The organism is Arthrobacter sp. MDB1-55, from assembly GCF_059092925.1.
Map to the genome: position 1 here is coordinate 322880 of NZ_JBNHID010000001.1, position 15334 is coordinate 338213.

Genomic DNA, 15334 nt, shown 5'->3' on the forward strand with positions numbered 1-15334 from the left:
TTCGCTTGCGTATTATTGACCTGTGGCTGATATCTTCCGGGCTCTCGACGACGAGACAAGGCGGCTGATCCTCGATGAATTGTTCGCGCGGGACGGCCAGACGCTGTTCGAAATTTGCTCGGTTCTGACCATGCGGCATGAAGTGGCCAGCTCCCGGCAGGCTATTTCACAGCATTTGGGGGTCCTCGAAGCTGCCGGGCTGGTCACGACCGAGCGCCGGGGGCGTTCGAAGTTCCACTACTTCAATCCAGGGCCACTCGCCGAGATCGCGAACCGGTGGCCTGCCAGTGAGAGGGCAAGTGCATGAAAATCGCGCTGACGAGCATTTTCGTCGATGACCAGCGGGCGGCTCACGCCTTTTATACGGATGTCCTCGGGTTCCGGACCCGCCATGATATCCCGCTGGGTGAGGACTTCTGGTTGACCGTCGTTTCTCCGGAGGCGCCGGACGGGCCGGAGTTGCTCCTTGAGCCTGCGGGCCACCCGGCCGTCAAGCCCTACCGGGATGCCCTGGTGGAGGATGGTATCCCGCTGGCTCAGTTCAACGTCGATGACCTTGCCGCGGAGCATGCTCGGCTTGCCGGCCTCGGGGTTCAGTTCACTCAGCCGCCCACTGACATCGGCACGGCCCTCGTCGCTGTGCTGGATGATACCTGTGGCAATCTCATTCAGCTGATCGAGATGAAAGCTCCAGCAGACGACGGCGGCGCCTCCTAAATTGGTTCCCGAGCGATCAGGACCTGAATAACTTGCACGATGTGCAAACTTGCACCTAGTGTAAGTATGTGACTCCGCAGCAAACCAGTCGTCGCGAGCAGAACAAGCTCGACACCCGGCGGGCAATAGCCCAGGCCGCTCTTGACCTGGCCCGATCCGAAGGTCTGGGTGCGTTCACCGCAGAGCACATCGCCGAGCGGGCAAACATCTCCCGTCGCACCTTCTTCAACTACTTTCACAGTGCCGAAGAGGCGCTAAGCGTCTCCACCGAAGCATTCCTCGACCAGGCTGAAGCTGAACTGGCAAAACGTCCTGCCGACGAGCCGATCCTTGACGCGATGATTCAAGCGCTCGCAGCAACCACGAAGGTCGAGAACCTGCAGGACTGCGGCGATCTCTTCCGCATGGCCGCGGGCAATCCGGACCTCCTGGGCACACAGCTTCTGGCCTGGGAGCGCGCAGAAGCGCGCATCATCAGCGCGGTCGAGGAGCGCCTGGAGGGACAGGCATCGAGCCTGTACATTCATGCGCTCGTCGGCTCGCTACTTTCCTGCGCCAAAGCCGCCATGCGCGAATGGGCTTCCAGCGAGAACCCTGACCACGACGCGGCACAGACACTCGAAAACCACATCGTCACAACGCTCACCATGCTGCGTGACGGCTTTTCTCACCCGACGCTCTAGCCCAGGACGCAGATCACCATGGCATTCCTCCTGTACCGACTCGGTTCGTTCGCCTACCGCCGCCGCTGGTGGGTGGTCTCCGCCTGGCTGGCCATCATGGTCGCGGTCGGCGGGTCAGCCGTTGCCTTCTCCGGCACCCTCAGCAACAACTTCACGATTCCAGGCACAGAATCCCAGCGCGTCCTCGACGAGTTGAAGGAAGAGATGCCTGACGCCGTGGGCGGAATGGGGACCATCGTCTTCGAAAGCCCCGACGGTGAATTCAGCACTAATCAGCGCGAAGACGTCAGCAGCGTACTGAGTGACGTTGCTGACCTCGAGGGCGTGGAAGCGGTGATCGACCCCTTCGTCACCGCTCAACAGATCGCCGACAGTCGGGAAGAGCTCGAGAACGGGCGTGCTGAGCTTGAAGCAGGCGCCCAGCAGCTCCGCGACGGCGCCGCCCAGCTCGACGCAGGACAGGCACAGTTGGATGAGCAGCGCGCGCAGTTCGAAGCCGGAAAGTCCTTCCTTCCGGCCGAGCAGATCGATGCCACTGTGGCTCAACTCGACGCCGCCCAAACCGAGATCGATGCGCAGCGTGGGCAATTGGATGAAGGACAGGCAGAACTCGATGCCGCCCGCGTCGAACTGGAGCTGGGGGAACGCCAACTGGAGGCTTCTTCCGGAGTGCAGTTCGTATCGGAGGATGACACCACAGCCGTCGCAAGCATCCAATTCACGTCGTCGGTGGACGCAATCAGCGTCGAGACGCGAGAAGCTGTCCAAGCGGCCGCGGACCGGGCGACCGAGGCCGGTCTCTCGGTGGAGTACAGCAAGGAGATCGTTCAGGACATCTCCGAGATTTTCGGTCCAGCGGAAGTCATCGGCCTCGCCGTGGCCGCGCTCGTCCTGATCCTGATGCTCGGAACGCTCATCGCCGCTGGCCTTCCGCTGCTGATGGCGATCGTCGGCGTAGGTGTCGGCGTTGGCATCACCTTCGCGCTCACCGGCGTCATTCAGATGAGCTCTATTTCTCCGGTACTCGCGCTGATGCTTGGACTCGCCGTCGGGATCGATTATTCGCTGTTCATCGTGAACCGCCACCGTACGCAGTTGCTGCGGGGCATGCCTGTGCAGGAATCGATCGCGCGTGCCACCGGTACAGCAGGCAACGCCGTGTTGTTTGCGGGTATCACAGTTGTCATCGCGCTTGCCGCCCTCGCCGTTCCAGGCCTTCCGTTCCTCACCATCCTTGGCATGTCCGCGGCTGGAACCGTGGCCGTAGCTGTCATCGTCGCGCTGACCCTGACGCCCGCGCTGCTCGGCTTCATGGGTCGTCGGGTCATCTCGAAGCGCCGCTGGGCGAAGGCGGAGTCCGCAGGTGCTGACGCGCAGGCCGCTGAAGAACACTCCGCGGACGATTCCTATGCGGCGGGTCGAGGCTGGGGCGGTGCCGTGACCCGCAAGCCGATCCTGACGGTGCTTGCGGCCGTCGCCGCGCTCGCGGTGCTCGCCATCCCCGCCCTGGAACTGCGTGTGGGACTGCCCGACGGCGGTTCCGAACCCGCTGATTCGACTGCCTACCGCGCGTACACGCTTGTCGGTGAGAAGTTCGGTGAGGGCACCAACGGTCCGCTGCTCGTAGTGGGCAACCTGCCGCCCATCGAAGACGAGGCTGACCGCACGGAACTGCAGCTGGACGTCGCAGACGAACTCACCCAGGTCGAGGACGTTGCTGCGGCGGTGCCTGCGGGCATCAGCGACGACGGCCGCACCGCGATCTACCAGGTCATTCCCGAGGAAGGCCCGGCAAGCGAGAGCACCGAACAGCTTGTCCGCGACCTGCGCGCTGAGGCGGCGAACATCGAGGACGCCACCGGTGTGACAGTTTCCGTCACAGGCCAGACCGCCGCAAACATCGACGTGTCCGCCAAACTCATGGAAGCCATGCCTCTCTACCTGGGCATCGTCGTCGGGCTCTCATTGATCCTGCTGCTCCTGGTCTTCCGCTCCATCCTCGTGCCGCTCATCGCCACAGCGGGGTTCCTGCTCTCACTGATGGCCAGCTTCGGGGCCACCGTGGCGATCTACCAGTGGGGCTGGCTCGGTGATTTCTTTGGCGTCACCAACCCCGGCCCGATCCTGAGCTTCCTGCCGATCATCCTGATCGGCGTCCTGTTCGGCCTTGCCATGGATTACCAGATGTTCCTTGTCTCCGGAATGCGCGAGTCCTTCGTGCACGGCCGGCCGGCGAAGGAAGCGGTACGCGTCGGCTTCAGCCACGGGGCACGGGTGGTCACGGCGGCGGCCATCATCATGGTGTCGGTGTTCGCGGGCTTCGTCTTCTCCCACCTCACCATGGTTCGACCGATCGGATTCGGCCTGGCCTTCGGCGTGTTGCTGGACGCCTTTGTGGTGCGTATGACCCTGATCCCCGCAGCGATGCACCTCCTCGGCCGGTCAGCCTGGTGGCTGCCCAGGTGGCTGGACCGCATCCTCCCGGATGTCGACGTTGAGGGCGCCCGGTTGATGGAGAAGACGGACCACGACGCCGGCCGGGACGTGCCGTCGTCGGATCCGGTACCGTCGGGCCGCTGAAGGGGATCAAACTGTCTCACATGGTGAGACTAATGCGGAGAAGTATTTCGTAATCTCTAGGATTATGCGGTCAGTTTTCCCCATCAAGGACACATAGCCGTGAATCTTTTCCGTACCAAGTCGATCGAACAGTCGATCGCAGACTCAGGTGAGAAGGGCCGCACACTCAAGCGGTCGCTCACCACCTGGGACCTCATGATCATGGGCGTGGCTGTTGCTGTCGGCGCCGGCATTTTTTCGGTCGGCGCTCAGGCAGCGGCCTTCAACGCCGGGCCGGCAGTGACCATCTCGTTCGTGCTGGCTGCAATCACCTGCGCGCTGGCCATCATGTGCTACGCCGAGTTCGCCACAGCGATCCCTGTTGCAGGCAGCGCCTACGTCTTCACCTACGCGACCATGGGTGAGCTTCTCGCCTGGATCATCGGCTGGAACCTCATTCTTGAGTTGCTGATGGCCGGAGCGGTGATCGCGAAGTTCTGGGGCGTGTATCTCAGTGACCTGTTCGCGGTGCTCAACCTGGACGTTCCGTCCCAGGTCAACGTCTTTGGTATCACCATGTACTGGGGGCCGCTCATCATCGTGGCGATCTTCACCGTCATTCTGGTGCTCGGAACCAAGCTGTCAGCCCGTGTGAACAACATCTTCACCATCATCAAGATCGCCATCGTGCTGTTCGTGATTGTTGCGGGATTCTTCTTCATCAACGGCGAGAACTACCAGCCGTTTGTCCCGGCCTCCGAGCCGCCCGCGGCACTGGATGCGGACTGGACCTCGCAGCCCTTCCTGTCCTTCCTGTCGGGTGCCAACCCGGCCGTCTACGGTTTCACCGGCATCATCTCCGGTGCAGCGTTGGTCTTCTTCGCGTTCATCGGCTTCGACGTCGTTGCCACCTCCGCCGAGGAGGTCAAGGACCCGCAGAAGACCCTTCCGCGCGGAATCTTCGGTGGCCTGGCGCTGGTGACCGTGCTCTACATCCTTGTCACCCTGGCCGTGACCGGGATGGTGTCGTACAAGGAACTTGCCGCAGCGGAATCGCCGTCGCTGGCCACCGCATTCCAGCTGGTGGGAGCAGACTGGGCCGCCGGCATCATCTCGGTGGGAAGCCTCATTGGCCTGACCACCGTAATCATGGTGCTGCTCATGGGTCTGGCACGGGTCATCTTCGCGATGAGCCGTGACGGGCTGATGCCCCGAGGGCTGAGCCGTACCTCTGAGAAGCGCAGCACTCCGGCCCGCACACAGATCCTCTGCGGCGTCGTCGTTGCGCTGCTGGCCGGCTTCACCGAGGTAGAGCTGCTCGCCGAGATGATCAACATCGGCACGCTGTCAGCGTTCGTCACGGTCAGCCTCGGCATCCTGGTGCTCCGCAAGAAGCGCCCTGATCTGAAGCCGTCCTTCCGTGTGCCTTTCGGCAAGGTGATCCCGGTTCTGTCGGCGGTCCTCTGCCTGTACCTCATGCTCAATCTGGCCACCGTGACCTGGGTGTTCTTCGGCATCTGGCTCGTCGTGGGTTTCGCGATCTACTTCGCGTACGGTCGGCGGCACTCACGGCTGGCATCAGGAAACGCAGATGAACCCGAGCTGGAAGAGTCCCGCGCGGGACGTTGACCTTCGGCGGGAGGGGCGCGTCAGGGCGGACTGTAATATTCAGCCATGGCGCGCCCCCCGAAACCGGAACGCAAGAACGAGCTTCTCGACCAGATCGTCGAGTATCTGCTCGACAAGACGTTCGCGAGCCTGAGCTTCCGCACCCTTGCCGATGGGCTGGGCATCAGCAGCTATGTGCTCGTTTACCACTTCGGAAACCGCGAGGAGCTCATCAACGAGATCGTCGCGCATATTGAGGCACGTCATGATTCCATCAAGCCGACGAATCCCGAAAGTTTCACCCGGGACGACTTTCGTGAATGGCTCCTGGAATCCTGGAATGAACTGCTGGTCGACAGGAACCGAAGTCTGCAGCGACTGGAGTTCGAAGCCGCCGTTCAGGACTCCGTGAGTCCCAGCCCCCGCGGCAGTGCCCTGAGGAAGTTCTCGTTCTGGCACGAACTTGCTGCCGATTGGCTGGTGAACCAGGGCCTGCCGCGCGAGGCGGCGGAGGGTTCGGCGCGACTCTTCGTATCAAGCCTGTACGGTCTGCAGTACGACTTTGTGCTGAACAATGACGGAGCGTCCGTGAAGCGGGCGCTGCACCTGCTGGTTGAGCGGTTCTTCAGTGGCCTGGACCATGCGCTCGCTGCAGTCCATTCGGAGGCCGGAAACAGCGAAAAGGGAGGACGGGCCTGAGCCCATCCTCCCTTTCCGCTTGCTTACACGGGTTACACCCTAGAACTTGTTCGCGGCCTCGGCCTCCGAGTTCTGGGCCGCACCGGAAGCGCAGCCGAGGTTGGCGCGAAGCTTCGCGCCAAGGTCCGCGTCAACGTTCGTCCAGTACTGGATGGCGCGCTCACGGATGTCCTCGATGGTCACACCGCTGACCGCACCCGTGATGGTCTCCAGGAAGCGCGCCTTCTCAGCGTCGTTGTAGACCTCCCGGTACAGCGTGCCGGCCTGACCGAAGTCATCGTCCTCTGCATGGAGGCTATGCGCGGCGCGCACCAGGTCGCCGTCGTTCTCCCAGCCGCCGTGCTCACCGTACTGCGCGGGATCTGCAGCGGGGCCGCCCACCGAGTTGGGAGCGTAGACCGGGGTCTGCGGGGAATTGAAGAAGAAGCGGGCGGCACCGTCCTTCGAGTAGTTTCGCACCTCGTTCTTCGGTGCGTTGACCGGCAGCTGCGCATGGTTGGTTCCCACGCGGTAGCGGTGCGCATCGGCGTAGGAGAAGATGCGGGCCTGCAGCATGCGGTCGGGGGATGCCGCGATACCCGGAACGAAGTTCGACGGCGCGAAGGTGGCCTGCTCGATCTGCGCGAAGTAGTTCTCCGGGTTGCGGTTCAGGGTGAGGCGTCCGACCGGGATCAGCGGGTAGTCAGCGTGCGGCCAGACCTTGGTCAGGTCGAAGGGGTTGAACCGGTAGTTCTTTGCCTCTTCGTACGGCATGACCTGGACCTTGAGGTCCCAGCTGGGGAAATTGCCCTGCTCGATGTTCTCGTAAAGGTCGCGGATGTGGTGATCTGCGTCCGAACCCGCCAGTGCCTCAGCCTCGTCGCCGGTCAGCGTCTCGTGGCCCTGGTTGGACTTGAAGTGGTACTTGACCCAGAACTTTTCGCCGGCCTCATTGATCCACTGGTAGGTGTGGGAGCCGTAGCCGTTCATGGTGCGCCATGAGGCGGGCAGTCCGCGGTCGCCCATCAGCCAGGTCACCTGGTGCGCTGACTCAGGGGAGAGGGTCCAGAAGTCCCACTGCATGTTGGCGTCGCGCAGGTTTGAACCGGGAAGGCGCTTCTGCGAGTGGATGAAGTCGGGGAATTTGATGCCGTCGCGGATGAAGAACACCGGGGTGTTGTTGCCCACAAGGTCGTAGTTGCCCTCGGAGGTGTAGAACTTCAGTGCGAAGCCGCGGGGGTCGCGCCAGGTGTCCGGGGAGCCCTGCTCGCCGGCAACGGAGGAGAAGCGCAGCAGCGTCTCGGTCATGGCACCGGGCTGGAAGAGCGCAGCCTTGGTGTACCGACTGACATCCTCCGTGGTCTCGAACATACCGAAGGCACCGCCGCCCTTGGCGTGCACAACGCGCTCGGGAACGCGCTCACGGTTGAACTGCGCGAGCTTCTCGATCAGGTAGTGGTCAGTCAGCGGGATGGCGCCGTCGCGGCCCAGGGCTGAGGAATTGCTGTCGTCGACAACGGGGGCACCCGATTGGGTGGTGCTGAAGTTGGCAGTCATGGATTCTCCTTCTTTCAGTGTGTTTCTGTTAGTTCGGGAAGATTTGGGGAGGTCTCGCGGCAGTCGGTGCAGAGACCCTGATACACCACGTCGGCAATCTGAATGGTCATCCGGCTGGATCCGGGCGACCAGGATGGAGTGAGGCAGGGCGCGTGTCCGACAGCGCAGTCCACGTCTTCGATCCGGCCGCACCCGGTGCAGACCGCGTGGTGATGGTTGTCATTGACCCGGGTTTCATACCGAGCGGGGGAGTGGGGCGGCTCGATCCTGCGCAGCAGCCCGCTCTCCGTGAGATCGGAGAGGACCACATACACCGACTGCACGGTGATATCGGCGAGTTCACTCCGAACCGCGGTCACGACGTCGTCGGCGGTTGAATGCGGTGACCGTTCGACGGCGGCGAGCACCGCCAGGCGCTGCCTGGTCACCCTTCGCCCCGCTGAGCGCAGCGGCGCAGCCCAGGGGCTCACGGGCGCATTCTGTTCGGTCATGGGACCAGTAAAACACTTATTCTGAGTGACTCATAATAAGCCTCGCCTAACGGGCTAGGCTGTAGGGATACATTGGCGATGAAGGGTTGAAGAATGGGCCGTACGCCCTGGGAAGAAAGACGCCAGGAGCGCGTTGGAGACTGTGTTGTCAACGTTCGGAGGACAGGTCAGGGGCAACCGATCGTCCTTGTCCACGGCATCGGCGTCTCCGCCCGCTATTTCGAGCGGTTGGCCGCCGAACTGGCTAAGAACAGCGCTGTCTACGCGGTCGAACTTCCGGGTTTCGGTCCTTCGCCCTGGCCGCGGCGGGCGTTGTCGGTGCCGGAGCTCGGTGAAATCGTTGTGGCTGTCCTGCGAAGGCTGGACCTGACCGGGGTAGTTCTGGTCGGCCACTCCATGGGGTGCCAGGTGGCCACAGAGACTGCGGCCCTTGCTCCGGAGCTGGTGCACAAGCTCGTGTTGCTCGGGCCCACTGTGAATGATCAGGAGCGTTCGGTCAGTCAGCAGGCGCTGCGCCTGGCGCAGGACACGCTCCGTGAGCCGCCGGCCGTGAACTGGATGGTCTTCACCGACTACCTTCGTTCGATCGTTCCCTACCTCCGCACGCTGCCGGCCATGGTGAGCCACAGGCTTGAAGATGCGCTACCGCGGGTAGCCTGCCCGGTCGTCCTCATGCGGGGGGAACGCGACCCGATCGTGCCGACGGATTGGCTCCAGCGCTTGGCCGCCGCCAATCCGAACTCCGTGATCGTGGAGGTGCCGGATGTGCCACACATCCTGATGTTCAGTCGCCCCGCAGAAACTGCCCGGGGACTGTTGACCGGGGACCCGCATGCGGCTGCTTAAGCGGGGGTGGGCCTGGGGCCTCGACTACGCCTACGTCGGTTTCTGGCAGGCGCGCGGCTTTATCTTCCGGGGCGACGCCGGCTCCCAGCTGTCCGGCGACAAGGCGCCCGTGGTCCTGCTCCCGGGGATCTACGAGCCCTGGCAGTTCATGCACCCGGTCGCTTCCCATCTCCATGCAAACGGGCACCCAGTGCACGCGGTCACTGCGCTGGGTTACAACCGGGGCACGGTTCCAGCGATGGCGGAACTCGTCGCCCAGTACCTGCGGGAGCGGGACCTGCGCAACGTGATCCTTGTAGCGCACAGCAAGGGCGGGCTTATCGGAAAATACGTCATGACCCTTCCGGAATCTGCGCCGCGCGTACACCAGCTGGTTGCCGTGAACTCGCCCTTTTCCGGTTCCGTCTACGCGATGTTCGCGTTCCTTCCCAGCCTGCGTGCATTCTCGCCACGGAACCGGACGCTGAACGCACTGCGGGCCAACCTTGCCGTGAACTCACGCATTACCTCCATCTACGGAACGTTCGATCCGCATATCCCGGGCGGCAGCGAATTGGTCGGTGCAACCAACGTGCGGCTCGACATCATGGGCCACTTTCGGCCCCTCGGAGATAAGCGCGTACTCGACGCTGTCGATACAGCCATTGCAGCCCACGCCCCGGAGCCCGCGGGATAGGAGACCCTTCAGGAGGGTCCAATTTTCTTGGCGATTGCGACGGCCTCGGCCGGGCTTGAAAGCCACGGCTCGCCGTGGCCGGTCAGCACCTTGTCGGCGTGCAGCGCCGCGATGCGGTCGAGGGAGTCCAGGGCCTGCGGAGAATTGGCGGTTGCGGCGCCGGACACGATCTGTGGTCCTTTTACCCCGGTGTAGGGATTCAGGGTGACCAGTGCGTCGCCGATGATCAGCACACCGCGATCAGCGAAATGAAGAGCAACGTGGCCCGCGGTATGTCCCGGGACATGGATGACCTCCGGCATCCCGGGGAGGTTGGCCGCCAGCCCGGGGGCAAGCGGCAGGGTATCGGTGACCCCGCGCACCCGTAGGGCTCCCGCCAGCGTCATCCGGCCGAGGATGGGCAGGCTGCCGGGGTTCTGCAGGGGCACCACAAATCGGTTCAGCTCGTGCTTGTAGCGGTAAGGATGGGCGGCAATATAGGCGTCATCCGGGTGGACGAGTATCGGCACCCGGTAGTGACTCCTTATCCGCGCAGCTACTCCCACATGATCGAAGTGACCGTGGGTGAGGACCAGCGCCACTACCGAGTCCTCGAATCCGAGTTCGCGCAGGGCTTCCCGGACTCTGGGCCAAATTGCAGGGAGGCCCGCATCGATGATCATGACACGGCCTTCCTGTTCGACGAAGTAGACGTTGACGTGGGCGTGTTCCAGCCAGTGGATTCCCTCGGCGACTTCGCTGGTGAGCATGGCGGTTCCTTCACTTGACGATCGGTTGCGAGCGGCGCTGTGAGTGCAACCCTAGTCATCCGCACCCGTAAAGTCAGCAGGCTGATGAATTGCGAACACGCACGGGTCATTGCCGGAGGTAACGGCTCCGCCGGTAGACTTGGCCGGTGCCAAGACTCCTCGCCGACATCACTCCGCTGAAGGAGAGTCCGGCTTTCCGCAGGATGTATTTTGGGACGGCGCTCTCGGCAGTCGGCACCAATCTGACGTTGGTGGCTGTGAGCCTGCAGGTCTATGACATCACCGGCTCAAGCCTCAACGTCGGTTTGATCGGTCTATTCGCCCTGGTGCCGCTGATCTTCGCCGGACTGTACGGGGGAGCGGTTGCCGACGCCCATGATCGGCGCAAGGTCGCCCTCCTGTCCGGAATCGGCCTGTGGGCATCGACGATCGGCATAGCGCTGCAGGCCTGGGCCGGAGCCGACAACGTCTGGCTGCTTTACGTCCTGATCGCCGTGCATAGCGGATTTGCCGGCATCAACCAGCCGACACGGACGGCCATCATTCCGCGGCTGGTGCGGCCTGAGTTGCTGCCTGCCGCCAACGCCCTGTCGATGATCACCTTCGGGCTCGCGTTCACCGTGGGACCGATGCTTGCGGGGCTGCTCATCGCACAGGTGGGTTACGGCTGGACCTACACCATCGACGTCGTCACCTTCACCGCCGCGCTGTGGGCACTCTTCCGGCTCCCCGCCATGCCTCCTGAAGGGCCGGTGCGGCGAGCAGGACTCGGCACAGTCATCGAGGGGTTCCGCTACCTCGGCACCAGGCCGAACATCCGGATGACCTTCCTCATCGACCTCGCCGCCATGGTGATGGCACAGCCTCGCGTGCTGCTGCCCGCAGTAGGCGCCGTTTTCATTGGGGGCGGCGAACTGACAGTCGGAATCCTGCTCGCGGCGAGTGCCTTCGGAGCCGTGCTCTCCGGCTTGTTCTCCGGTCCGCTGGGACACGTTCACCGTCAGGGCAGAGCTGTCCAGTGGTCTGTCGCCGCATGGGGAGCATCGATCAGCGCGTTCGGACTCGTCGTCATCCTTGCCGGACGTTCGCCCGACGGCGGGATGACCCCGTGGATCATTCCCGCCGCCCTCTGCCTTCTGCTGGCCGGCGTCTCCGATTCCGTCAGCGGCGTGTTCCGGAGCACCATCCTGCAGTCGGCCACTCCCGATGCCATGAGGGGACGACTTCAGGGAGTGTTCATTGTCGTCGTCGCCGGTGGCCCCCGGCTGGGCGAACTGGCCGGGGGCGGGGCGGCCGAGTGGATCGGTGAGGGCTGGACCGCGCTGTGGGGCGGGATCGTGTGCATGCTCCTGGTGGTCCTGCTGGCCCGACTTCAACCGCGCTTCGGCCGGTACGACTCCCGCACCCCCGAACCGTAAGCGACCCCCGCTGAGCGCTACCGGGCGAGAAGCCGGTCGTTCAGCTCCTGTGCCCTGTGGTAGTAATCGGTGAGCTGCAGTTCCGAGGCTGCCTCACGATCGAGGACGACGACGGCGCGAGGGTGCAGTTGCAGGACCGAGGCGGGGCAGAAGGCGCTGACCGGACCCTCGACCATTGCGCGGACGGCGGCGGCCTTGTTGGAGCCGATAGCCACCAGCACGGCCTGCCGTGCCTCGCTGATGGTCCCGAGCCCCTGGGTCAGGCACAGCTGTGGGACCTCACCGCCGGGAAAGAACCGCGCGTTGTCGGAGCGCGTGATGCGGGCAAGAGTCTTGACCCGGGTCCGCGATGTCAGGGACGACGTCGGCTCGTTGAACCCGATGTGCCCGTTCGCGCCGATCCCGAGGAGTTGGACGTGGATACCGCCGGCCTCGCGGATAGCGGTGTCATAGCGGGCCGCCTCTGCACGGAGATCTTCGGCATCCCCGTGCGGGGTAAACAGACGGGACAGCGGGAGGTCCACGTCGTCCAGGAATTCCCGCCGGATCGTTGAATGATACGACTGCTCGTGATCCAGCGGCAGTCCCGCGTACTCGTCGAGTGTGAAGGCGGTGGCATCTCTAAAGCTGAGATCCTCCTCGCGGTGGCGCCGAATAAGTTCGCGGTAGGTTCCCGCAGGTGAACTGCCGGTAGCCAGTCCCAGAACCGCGGGCCCGCGCCGCACATGCTCTTCGATGATGTCCGCTGCGCGCGAACCGACCTGTTCCGGTGAGTCGCAGATGATGACCTGCACGGTTATGCCCTTTCTGTTGTTGCGTGCTCAAGCAGGTGACCGGCTTGGTACACCTGCAGAACTTCGAGTTCGTCCGAGGCGACCACCACGTCTGCCCGGCGCCCTGCGGCGAGGGTGCCGACGTCGTCGTTCCCGATCAGCCGTGCCGGGGTCGAGGAAGCGGCCGCAACCGCATCCGCGAGAGGGATGCCCCACTCACGGCAGCGCCGGACATTTTCCAGCAGTCGGCTGGTGCCGCCGGCGATGGCGCCCTGGCTGCCGTCAGGGACTGCAAGCCGCGCCGTGCCGCTCCGCACCTCAACGTCGAGCGCACCCAGGGTGTAGTCTCCATCCAACATTCCGGCCGCGGCCATCGCGTCCGTGATGAGGGCGATGCCGCTCGGACCGACCAGGCCGAAGACCATCCGGACCGTTTCCGAATCCAGGTGCGCGCCGTCGGCTATGAGTTCAAGGACCACGGTTTCCGGTGCGCGCCGGGCGGTTTCGAGCAGCACGGCGATAGGGCCGGGGCGGCGATGATCGAGCGGCGGCATGCGGTTGAACAGATGGGTCGCTGACCAGGATCCCGCTGGGCTGCGCTCAAGGGCCCCCCGCATTTCGGCCGCTGTCGCTGCGGTGTGCCCTACCGAAGGTACGACGGCGTGTTCCCGGCAAAGTGCCACGAGCTCGTCGAAGTGGGCGGTTTCCGGAGCGAGCGTGATGGTCCGGACGGTTCCCCGTCCGGCCTCCAGCCATTGACGAAGCAGCGCTGGGTTACCCTCGATGATCGCCGCCGGGTTCTGCGCTCCGCACATGTCGGCGGCGATGAACGGCCCCTCCAGGTGAAGGCCCGCCAGCGTTCCGTCGTGCACCAGCTCTCGGAGCACCTCGATCTGGCCAAGCAACTCATCCGCCGGCGCCGAGACCAGCGAGGCAAGCAACGACGTCGTCCCATGGGCTGCGTGGTGGCCGGCAATCGCCCGCGCACCGTCCTGATCGGCGGAGAAGGTGTGTCCCGCTCCGCCGTGGCAGTGGAGGTCGACCAGTCCGGGCAGGATTACCGGGACCTGCTCGATCCGGTCAGGAGCACCGGACGGCAGCGCCGATGCCGGGCCGCACCATTCGATGCGGCCCCCGGCGAGCCAGACGGCGCCGTCGTCGATCACGTCCTCGGCCGGCCGGCCGGTGACCAGCCGGCCGGTGACCAGCCGGCCGCGAAGAACCCGGTCCTCGCCGGGGCCGGCGTCAGCTAGCATCCGGGCGAGCCATCGACGGCGCGTCAGTCGTCTCGTCCTCGCGGCCCATGGTGCGGAGGTTCCACTTGCGGATGACGAAGCGGAAGAGCACGTAGTACACCGCAGCGAAGGCCAGGCCGATCGGGATCAGGAGCAGCGGATTCTGCGCGATGCCGAAGTTCAACACGTAGTCGATGGCACCCGCCGAGAACCCGAACCCGTGGTGGATGTCCAGGACATTCACCACCATCATCGATACGCCGGTGAGGATCGCGTGAATGACGTACAGCGGCCAGGCGACGAACATGAACGAGAACTCGAGGGGCTCGGTGATGCCGGTCAGGAAGGCGGTCAGGCCGGTGGAGAGCATGATGCCGCCGACGAGCTTGCGCTGGGACGGACGTGCTTCCTGCCAGATCGCCAGAGCGGCCGCCGGGAGGGCGAACATCATGATCGGGAAGAAGCCGGTCATGAAGACACCGGCCTCCGGGTCGCCGGCGAAGAAGCGGTTGAGGTCACCCTGGGCACCTTCGTAGTCCCCGATGATGAACCAAACGATCGAGTTCAGGATGTGGTGCAGGCCCAGGGGGATGAGCATGCGGTTCAGGAACCCGTAGATGCCGCTTCCGGCCACCGTGTTTTCCGAAACAGTGTTGCCGACGGCGGTGAGGCCGCGGTCGAAGAGCGGGTAGATGAGCGCCATGACCACGCCGATGGCGATGGCCGCGAAAGCGGTGAGGATCGGCACCAGTCTGCGGCCGGCGAAGAAGCCCAGCCAGTCGGGCAGCTTGGTGCGGTGGAAGCGCTGCCAGAGCCACGCCGTCGTGAGGCCCATGACGATGCCCGCAAGGACCCCGTAGTTGATGACCGGGTCTTCGCCGCCCTCCGGAGCCTCACCCAGAACCAGCGGTGCCATGACCTCGAAGACGTTCGTCAGCACGAGGTAGCCGACGACGGCGGCCAGGGCTGTGGATCCGTCGCCCTTCTTGGCGAAACCGAACGAGATGCCCACTGCGAACAGCAGCGGGAGATTCTCGAACAGCGCGCCACCAGCTGCGCCGATAACGTGCGCCGCGGTGGAGAGCGATTCGAAGCTGCCCAGCAGGTCGTCCTGGCCCAGGCGAAGCAGGAGCGCCGCCGCCGGCAGGGCGGCGATCGGCAACATCAGGCTTCGCCCGAAACGCTGGAGGTTCTGCAGGGCCTTACCGCTGCCCTTGGTCTTTTCCGGAGTATTTGTTCCTGGGTCGGTGGGCGCTTCAGCAGCGCCCTTGCCCGGCTCGGGGTTGGTGCTTGCGGTGGACATGTGAATCCTCGATTCGTGGAGGGAGGGCGCTTGTGTGTCTT

15 protein-coding genes are annotated in these 15334 nt (G+C 64.2%); 9 read left to right on the forward strand and 6 right to left on the reverse strand.

Annotation, left to right across the window (positions count from 1 at the left end; all coding sequences use genetic code 11):
- The first annotated feature begins 22 nt into the window (after nucleotides 1-22).
- From AC5RU3_RS01560 to AC5RU3_RS01585, 6 genes are all read left to right on the forward strand, one after another.
- A complete protein-coding gene (locus AC5RU3_RS01560; protein ID WP_309123765.1) occupies nucleotides 23-307 on the forward strand; it encodes an ArsR/SmtB family transcription factor in 285 nt (94 codons plus the stop codon).
- Complete coding sequence (locus tag AC5RU3_RS01565) at nucleotides 304-717, forward strand: VOC family protein (protein ID WP_309123766.1); 414 nt, start codon at nucleotides 304-306, stop codon at nucleotides 715-717. The genes AC5RU3_RS01560 and AC5RU3_RS01565 overlap by 4 nt, the downstream gene beginning before the upstream one ends.
- Before the next feature lie 68 nt (nucleotides 718-785).
- Complete coding sequence (locus AC5RU3_RS01570; RefSeq protein WP_309071211.1) at nucleotides 786-1400, forward strand: TetR/AcrR family transcriptional regulator; 615 nt, start codon at nucleotides 786-788, stop codon at nucleotides 1398-1400.
- Between the two features lie 18 nt (nucleotides 1401-1418).
- Nucleotides 1419-3980: an MMPL family transporter gene (locus AC5RU3_RS01575; protein WP_309071212.1), complete on the forward strand. Its 2562-nt coding sequence runs from the start codon at nucleotides 1419-1421 to the stop codon at nucleotides 3978-3980.
- Nucleotides 3981-4079: 99 nt separating this feature from the next.
- Nucleotides 4080-5588 (forward strand): amino acid permease, encoded by a 1509-nt coding sequence (locus tag AC5RU3_RS01580; protein WP_309071213.1) that lies wholly within the window; start codon nucleotides 4080-4082, stop codon nucleotides 5586-5588.
- 45 nt (nucleotides 5589-5633) lie between these two features.
- A complete protein-coding gene (locus AC5RU3_RS01585) occupies nucleotides 5634-6266 on the forward strand; it encodes a TetR/AcrR family transcriptional regulator (protein ID WP_493964714.1) in 633 nt (210 codons plus the stop codon).
- 39 nt (nucleotides 6267-6305) lie between these two features.
- Here AC5RU3_RS01585 and AC5RU3_RS01590 read toward each other — a convergent pair whose 3' ends face one another.
- Nucleotides 6306-7802 carry a catalase gene (locus AC5RU3_RS01590; RefSeq protein WP_493964715.1) on the reverse strand — a complete coding sequence of 499 codons (1497 nt, stop codon included), beginning with the start codon at nucleotides 7800-7802 and terminating at the stop codon, nucleotides 6306-6308.
- Nucleotides 7803-7816: 14 nt separating this feature from the next.
- Nucleotides 7817-8293, reverse strand: a complete 477-nt coding sequence (locus AC5RU3_RS01595) for a Fur family transcriptional regulator (protein WP_309071216.1) — start codon at nucleotides 8291-8293, stop codon at nucleotides 7817-7819.
- Between the two features lie 93 nt (nucleotides 8294-8386).
- On the opposite strand from AC5RU3_RS01595, the gene AC5RU3_RS01600 reads away from it, so the two are divergent.
- Together AC5RU3_RS01600 and AC5RU3_RS01605 are read left to right on the forward strand one after the other, a co-directional pair.
- Nucleotides 8387-9139 carry an alpha/beta fold hydrolase gene (locus tag AC5RU3_RS01600; protein WP_309123767.1) on the forward strand — a complete coding sequence of 251 codons (753 nt, stop codon included), beginning with the start codon at nucleotides 8387-8389 and terminating at the stop codon, nucleotides 9137-9139.
- Nucleotides 9126-9815 (forward strand): esterase/lipase family protein, encoded by a 690-nt coding sequence (locus AC5RU3_RS01605; protein ID WP_309071218.1) that lies wholly within the window; start codon nucleotides 9126-9128, stop codon nucleotides 9813-9815. The genes AC5RU3_RS01600 and AC5RU3_RS01605 overlap by 14 nt, the downstream gene beginning before the upstream one ends.
- An 8-nt stretch (nucleotides 9816-9823) precedes the next feature.
- Here the strand turns inward: AC5RU3_RS01605 and AC5RU3_RS01610 are convergent, their stop codons facing one another.
- Nucleotides 9824-10564, reverse strand: a complete 741-nt coding sequence (locus tag AC5RU3_RS01610; protein WP_309071219.1) for an MBL fold metallo-hydrolase — start codon at nucleotides 10562-10564, stop codon at nucleotides 9824-9826.
- Nucleotides 10565-10710: 146 nt separating this feature from the next.
- Between AC5RU3_RS01610 and AC5RU3_RS01615 the strand changes: the two genes are divergently transcribed.
- Complete coding sequence (locus AC5RU3_RS01615; protein ID WP_309071220.1) at nucleotides 10711-11982, forward strand: MFS transporter; 1272 nt, start codon at nucleotides 10711-10713, stop codon at nucleotides 11980-11982.
- A 17-nt stretch (nucleotides 11983-11999) separates the two neighbouring features.
- Here the strand turns inward: AC5RU3_RS01615 and nagB are convergent, their stop codons facing one another.
- The 3 genes from nagB to AC5RU3_RS01630 are packed head-to-tail and all read right to left on the reverse strand — an operon-like array spanning nucleotide 12000 to nucleotide 15293.
- Nucleotides 12000-12776, reverse strand: coding sequence for a glucosamine-6-phosphate deaminase (gene nagB, locus AC5RU3_RS01620; protein ID WP_309071221.1), 777 nt, complete (start codon nucleotides 12774-12776; stop codon nucleotides 12000-12002).
- 2 nt (nucleotides 12777-12778) lie between these two features.
- Nucleotides 12779-14011 carry an N-acetylglucosamine-6-phosphate deacetylase gene (gene nagA / locus AC5RU3_RS01625; RefSeq protein WP_458115485.1) on the reverse strand — a complete coding sequence of 411 codons (1233 nt, stop codon included), beginning with the start codon at nucleotides 14009-14011 and terminating at the stop codon, nucleotides 12779-12781.
- The gene (locus AC5RU3_RS01630; RefSeq protein ID WP_309071223.1) at nucleotides 14001-15293 is read right to left on the reverse strand and encodes a PTS transporter subunit EIIC; all 1293 of its coding nucleotides are present in this window, start codon (nucleotides 15291-15293) and stop codon (nucleotides 14001-14003) included. Before AC5RU3_RS01630 ends, nagA begins: the two co-directional genes overlap by 11 nt.
- Between the last annotated feature and the right edge of the window lie 41 nt (nucleotides 15294-15334).

Bases quoted from the DNA above. Each gene is read 5' to 3' on its own strand.
- AC5RU3_RS01565 (WP_309123766.1), top strand. From the start codon at position 304: ATGAAAATCGCGCTGACGAGCATTTTCGTCGATGACCAGCGGGCGGCT.
- AC5RU3_RS01575 (WP_309071212.1), top strand. From the start codon at position 1,419: ATGGCATTCCTCCTGTACCGACTCGGTTCGTTCGCCTACCGCCGCCGC.
- AC5RU3_RS01585 (WP_493964714.1), top strand. From the start codon at position 5,634: ATGGCGCGCCCCCCGAAACCGGAACGCAAGAACGAGCTTCTCGACCAG.
- AC5RU3_RS01590 (WP_493964715.1), bottom strand. From the start codon at position 7,802: ATGACTGCCAACTTCAGCACCACCCAATCGGGTGCCCCCGTTGTCGAC.
- AC5RU3_RS01595 (WP_309071216.1), bottom strand. From the start codon at position 8,293: ATGACCGAACAGAATGCGCCCGTGAGCCCCTGGGCTGCGCCGCTGCGC.
- AC5RU3_RS01600 (WP_309123767.1), top strand. From the start codon at position 8,387: ATGGGCCGTACGCCCTGGGAAGAAAGACGCCAGGAGCGCGTTGGAGAC.
- AC5RU3_RS01605 (WP_309071218.1), top strand. From the start codon at position 9,126: ATGCGGCTGCTTAAGCGGGGGTGGGCCTGGGGCCTCGACTACGCCTAC.
- AC5RU3_RS01610 (WP_309071219.1), bottom strand. From the start codon at position 10,564: ATGCTCACCAGCGAAGTCGCCGAGGGAATCCACTGGCTGGAACACGCC.
- nagA (WP_458115485.1), bottom strand. From the start codon at position 14,011: ATGCTAGCTGACGCCGGCCCCGGCGAGGACCGGGTTCTTCGCGGCCGG.
- AC5RU3_RS01630 (WP_309071223.1), bottom strand. From the start codon at position 15,293: ATGTCCACCGCAAGCACCAACCCCGAGCCGGGCAAGGGCGCTGCTGAA.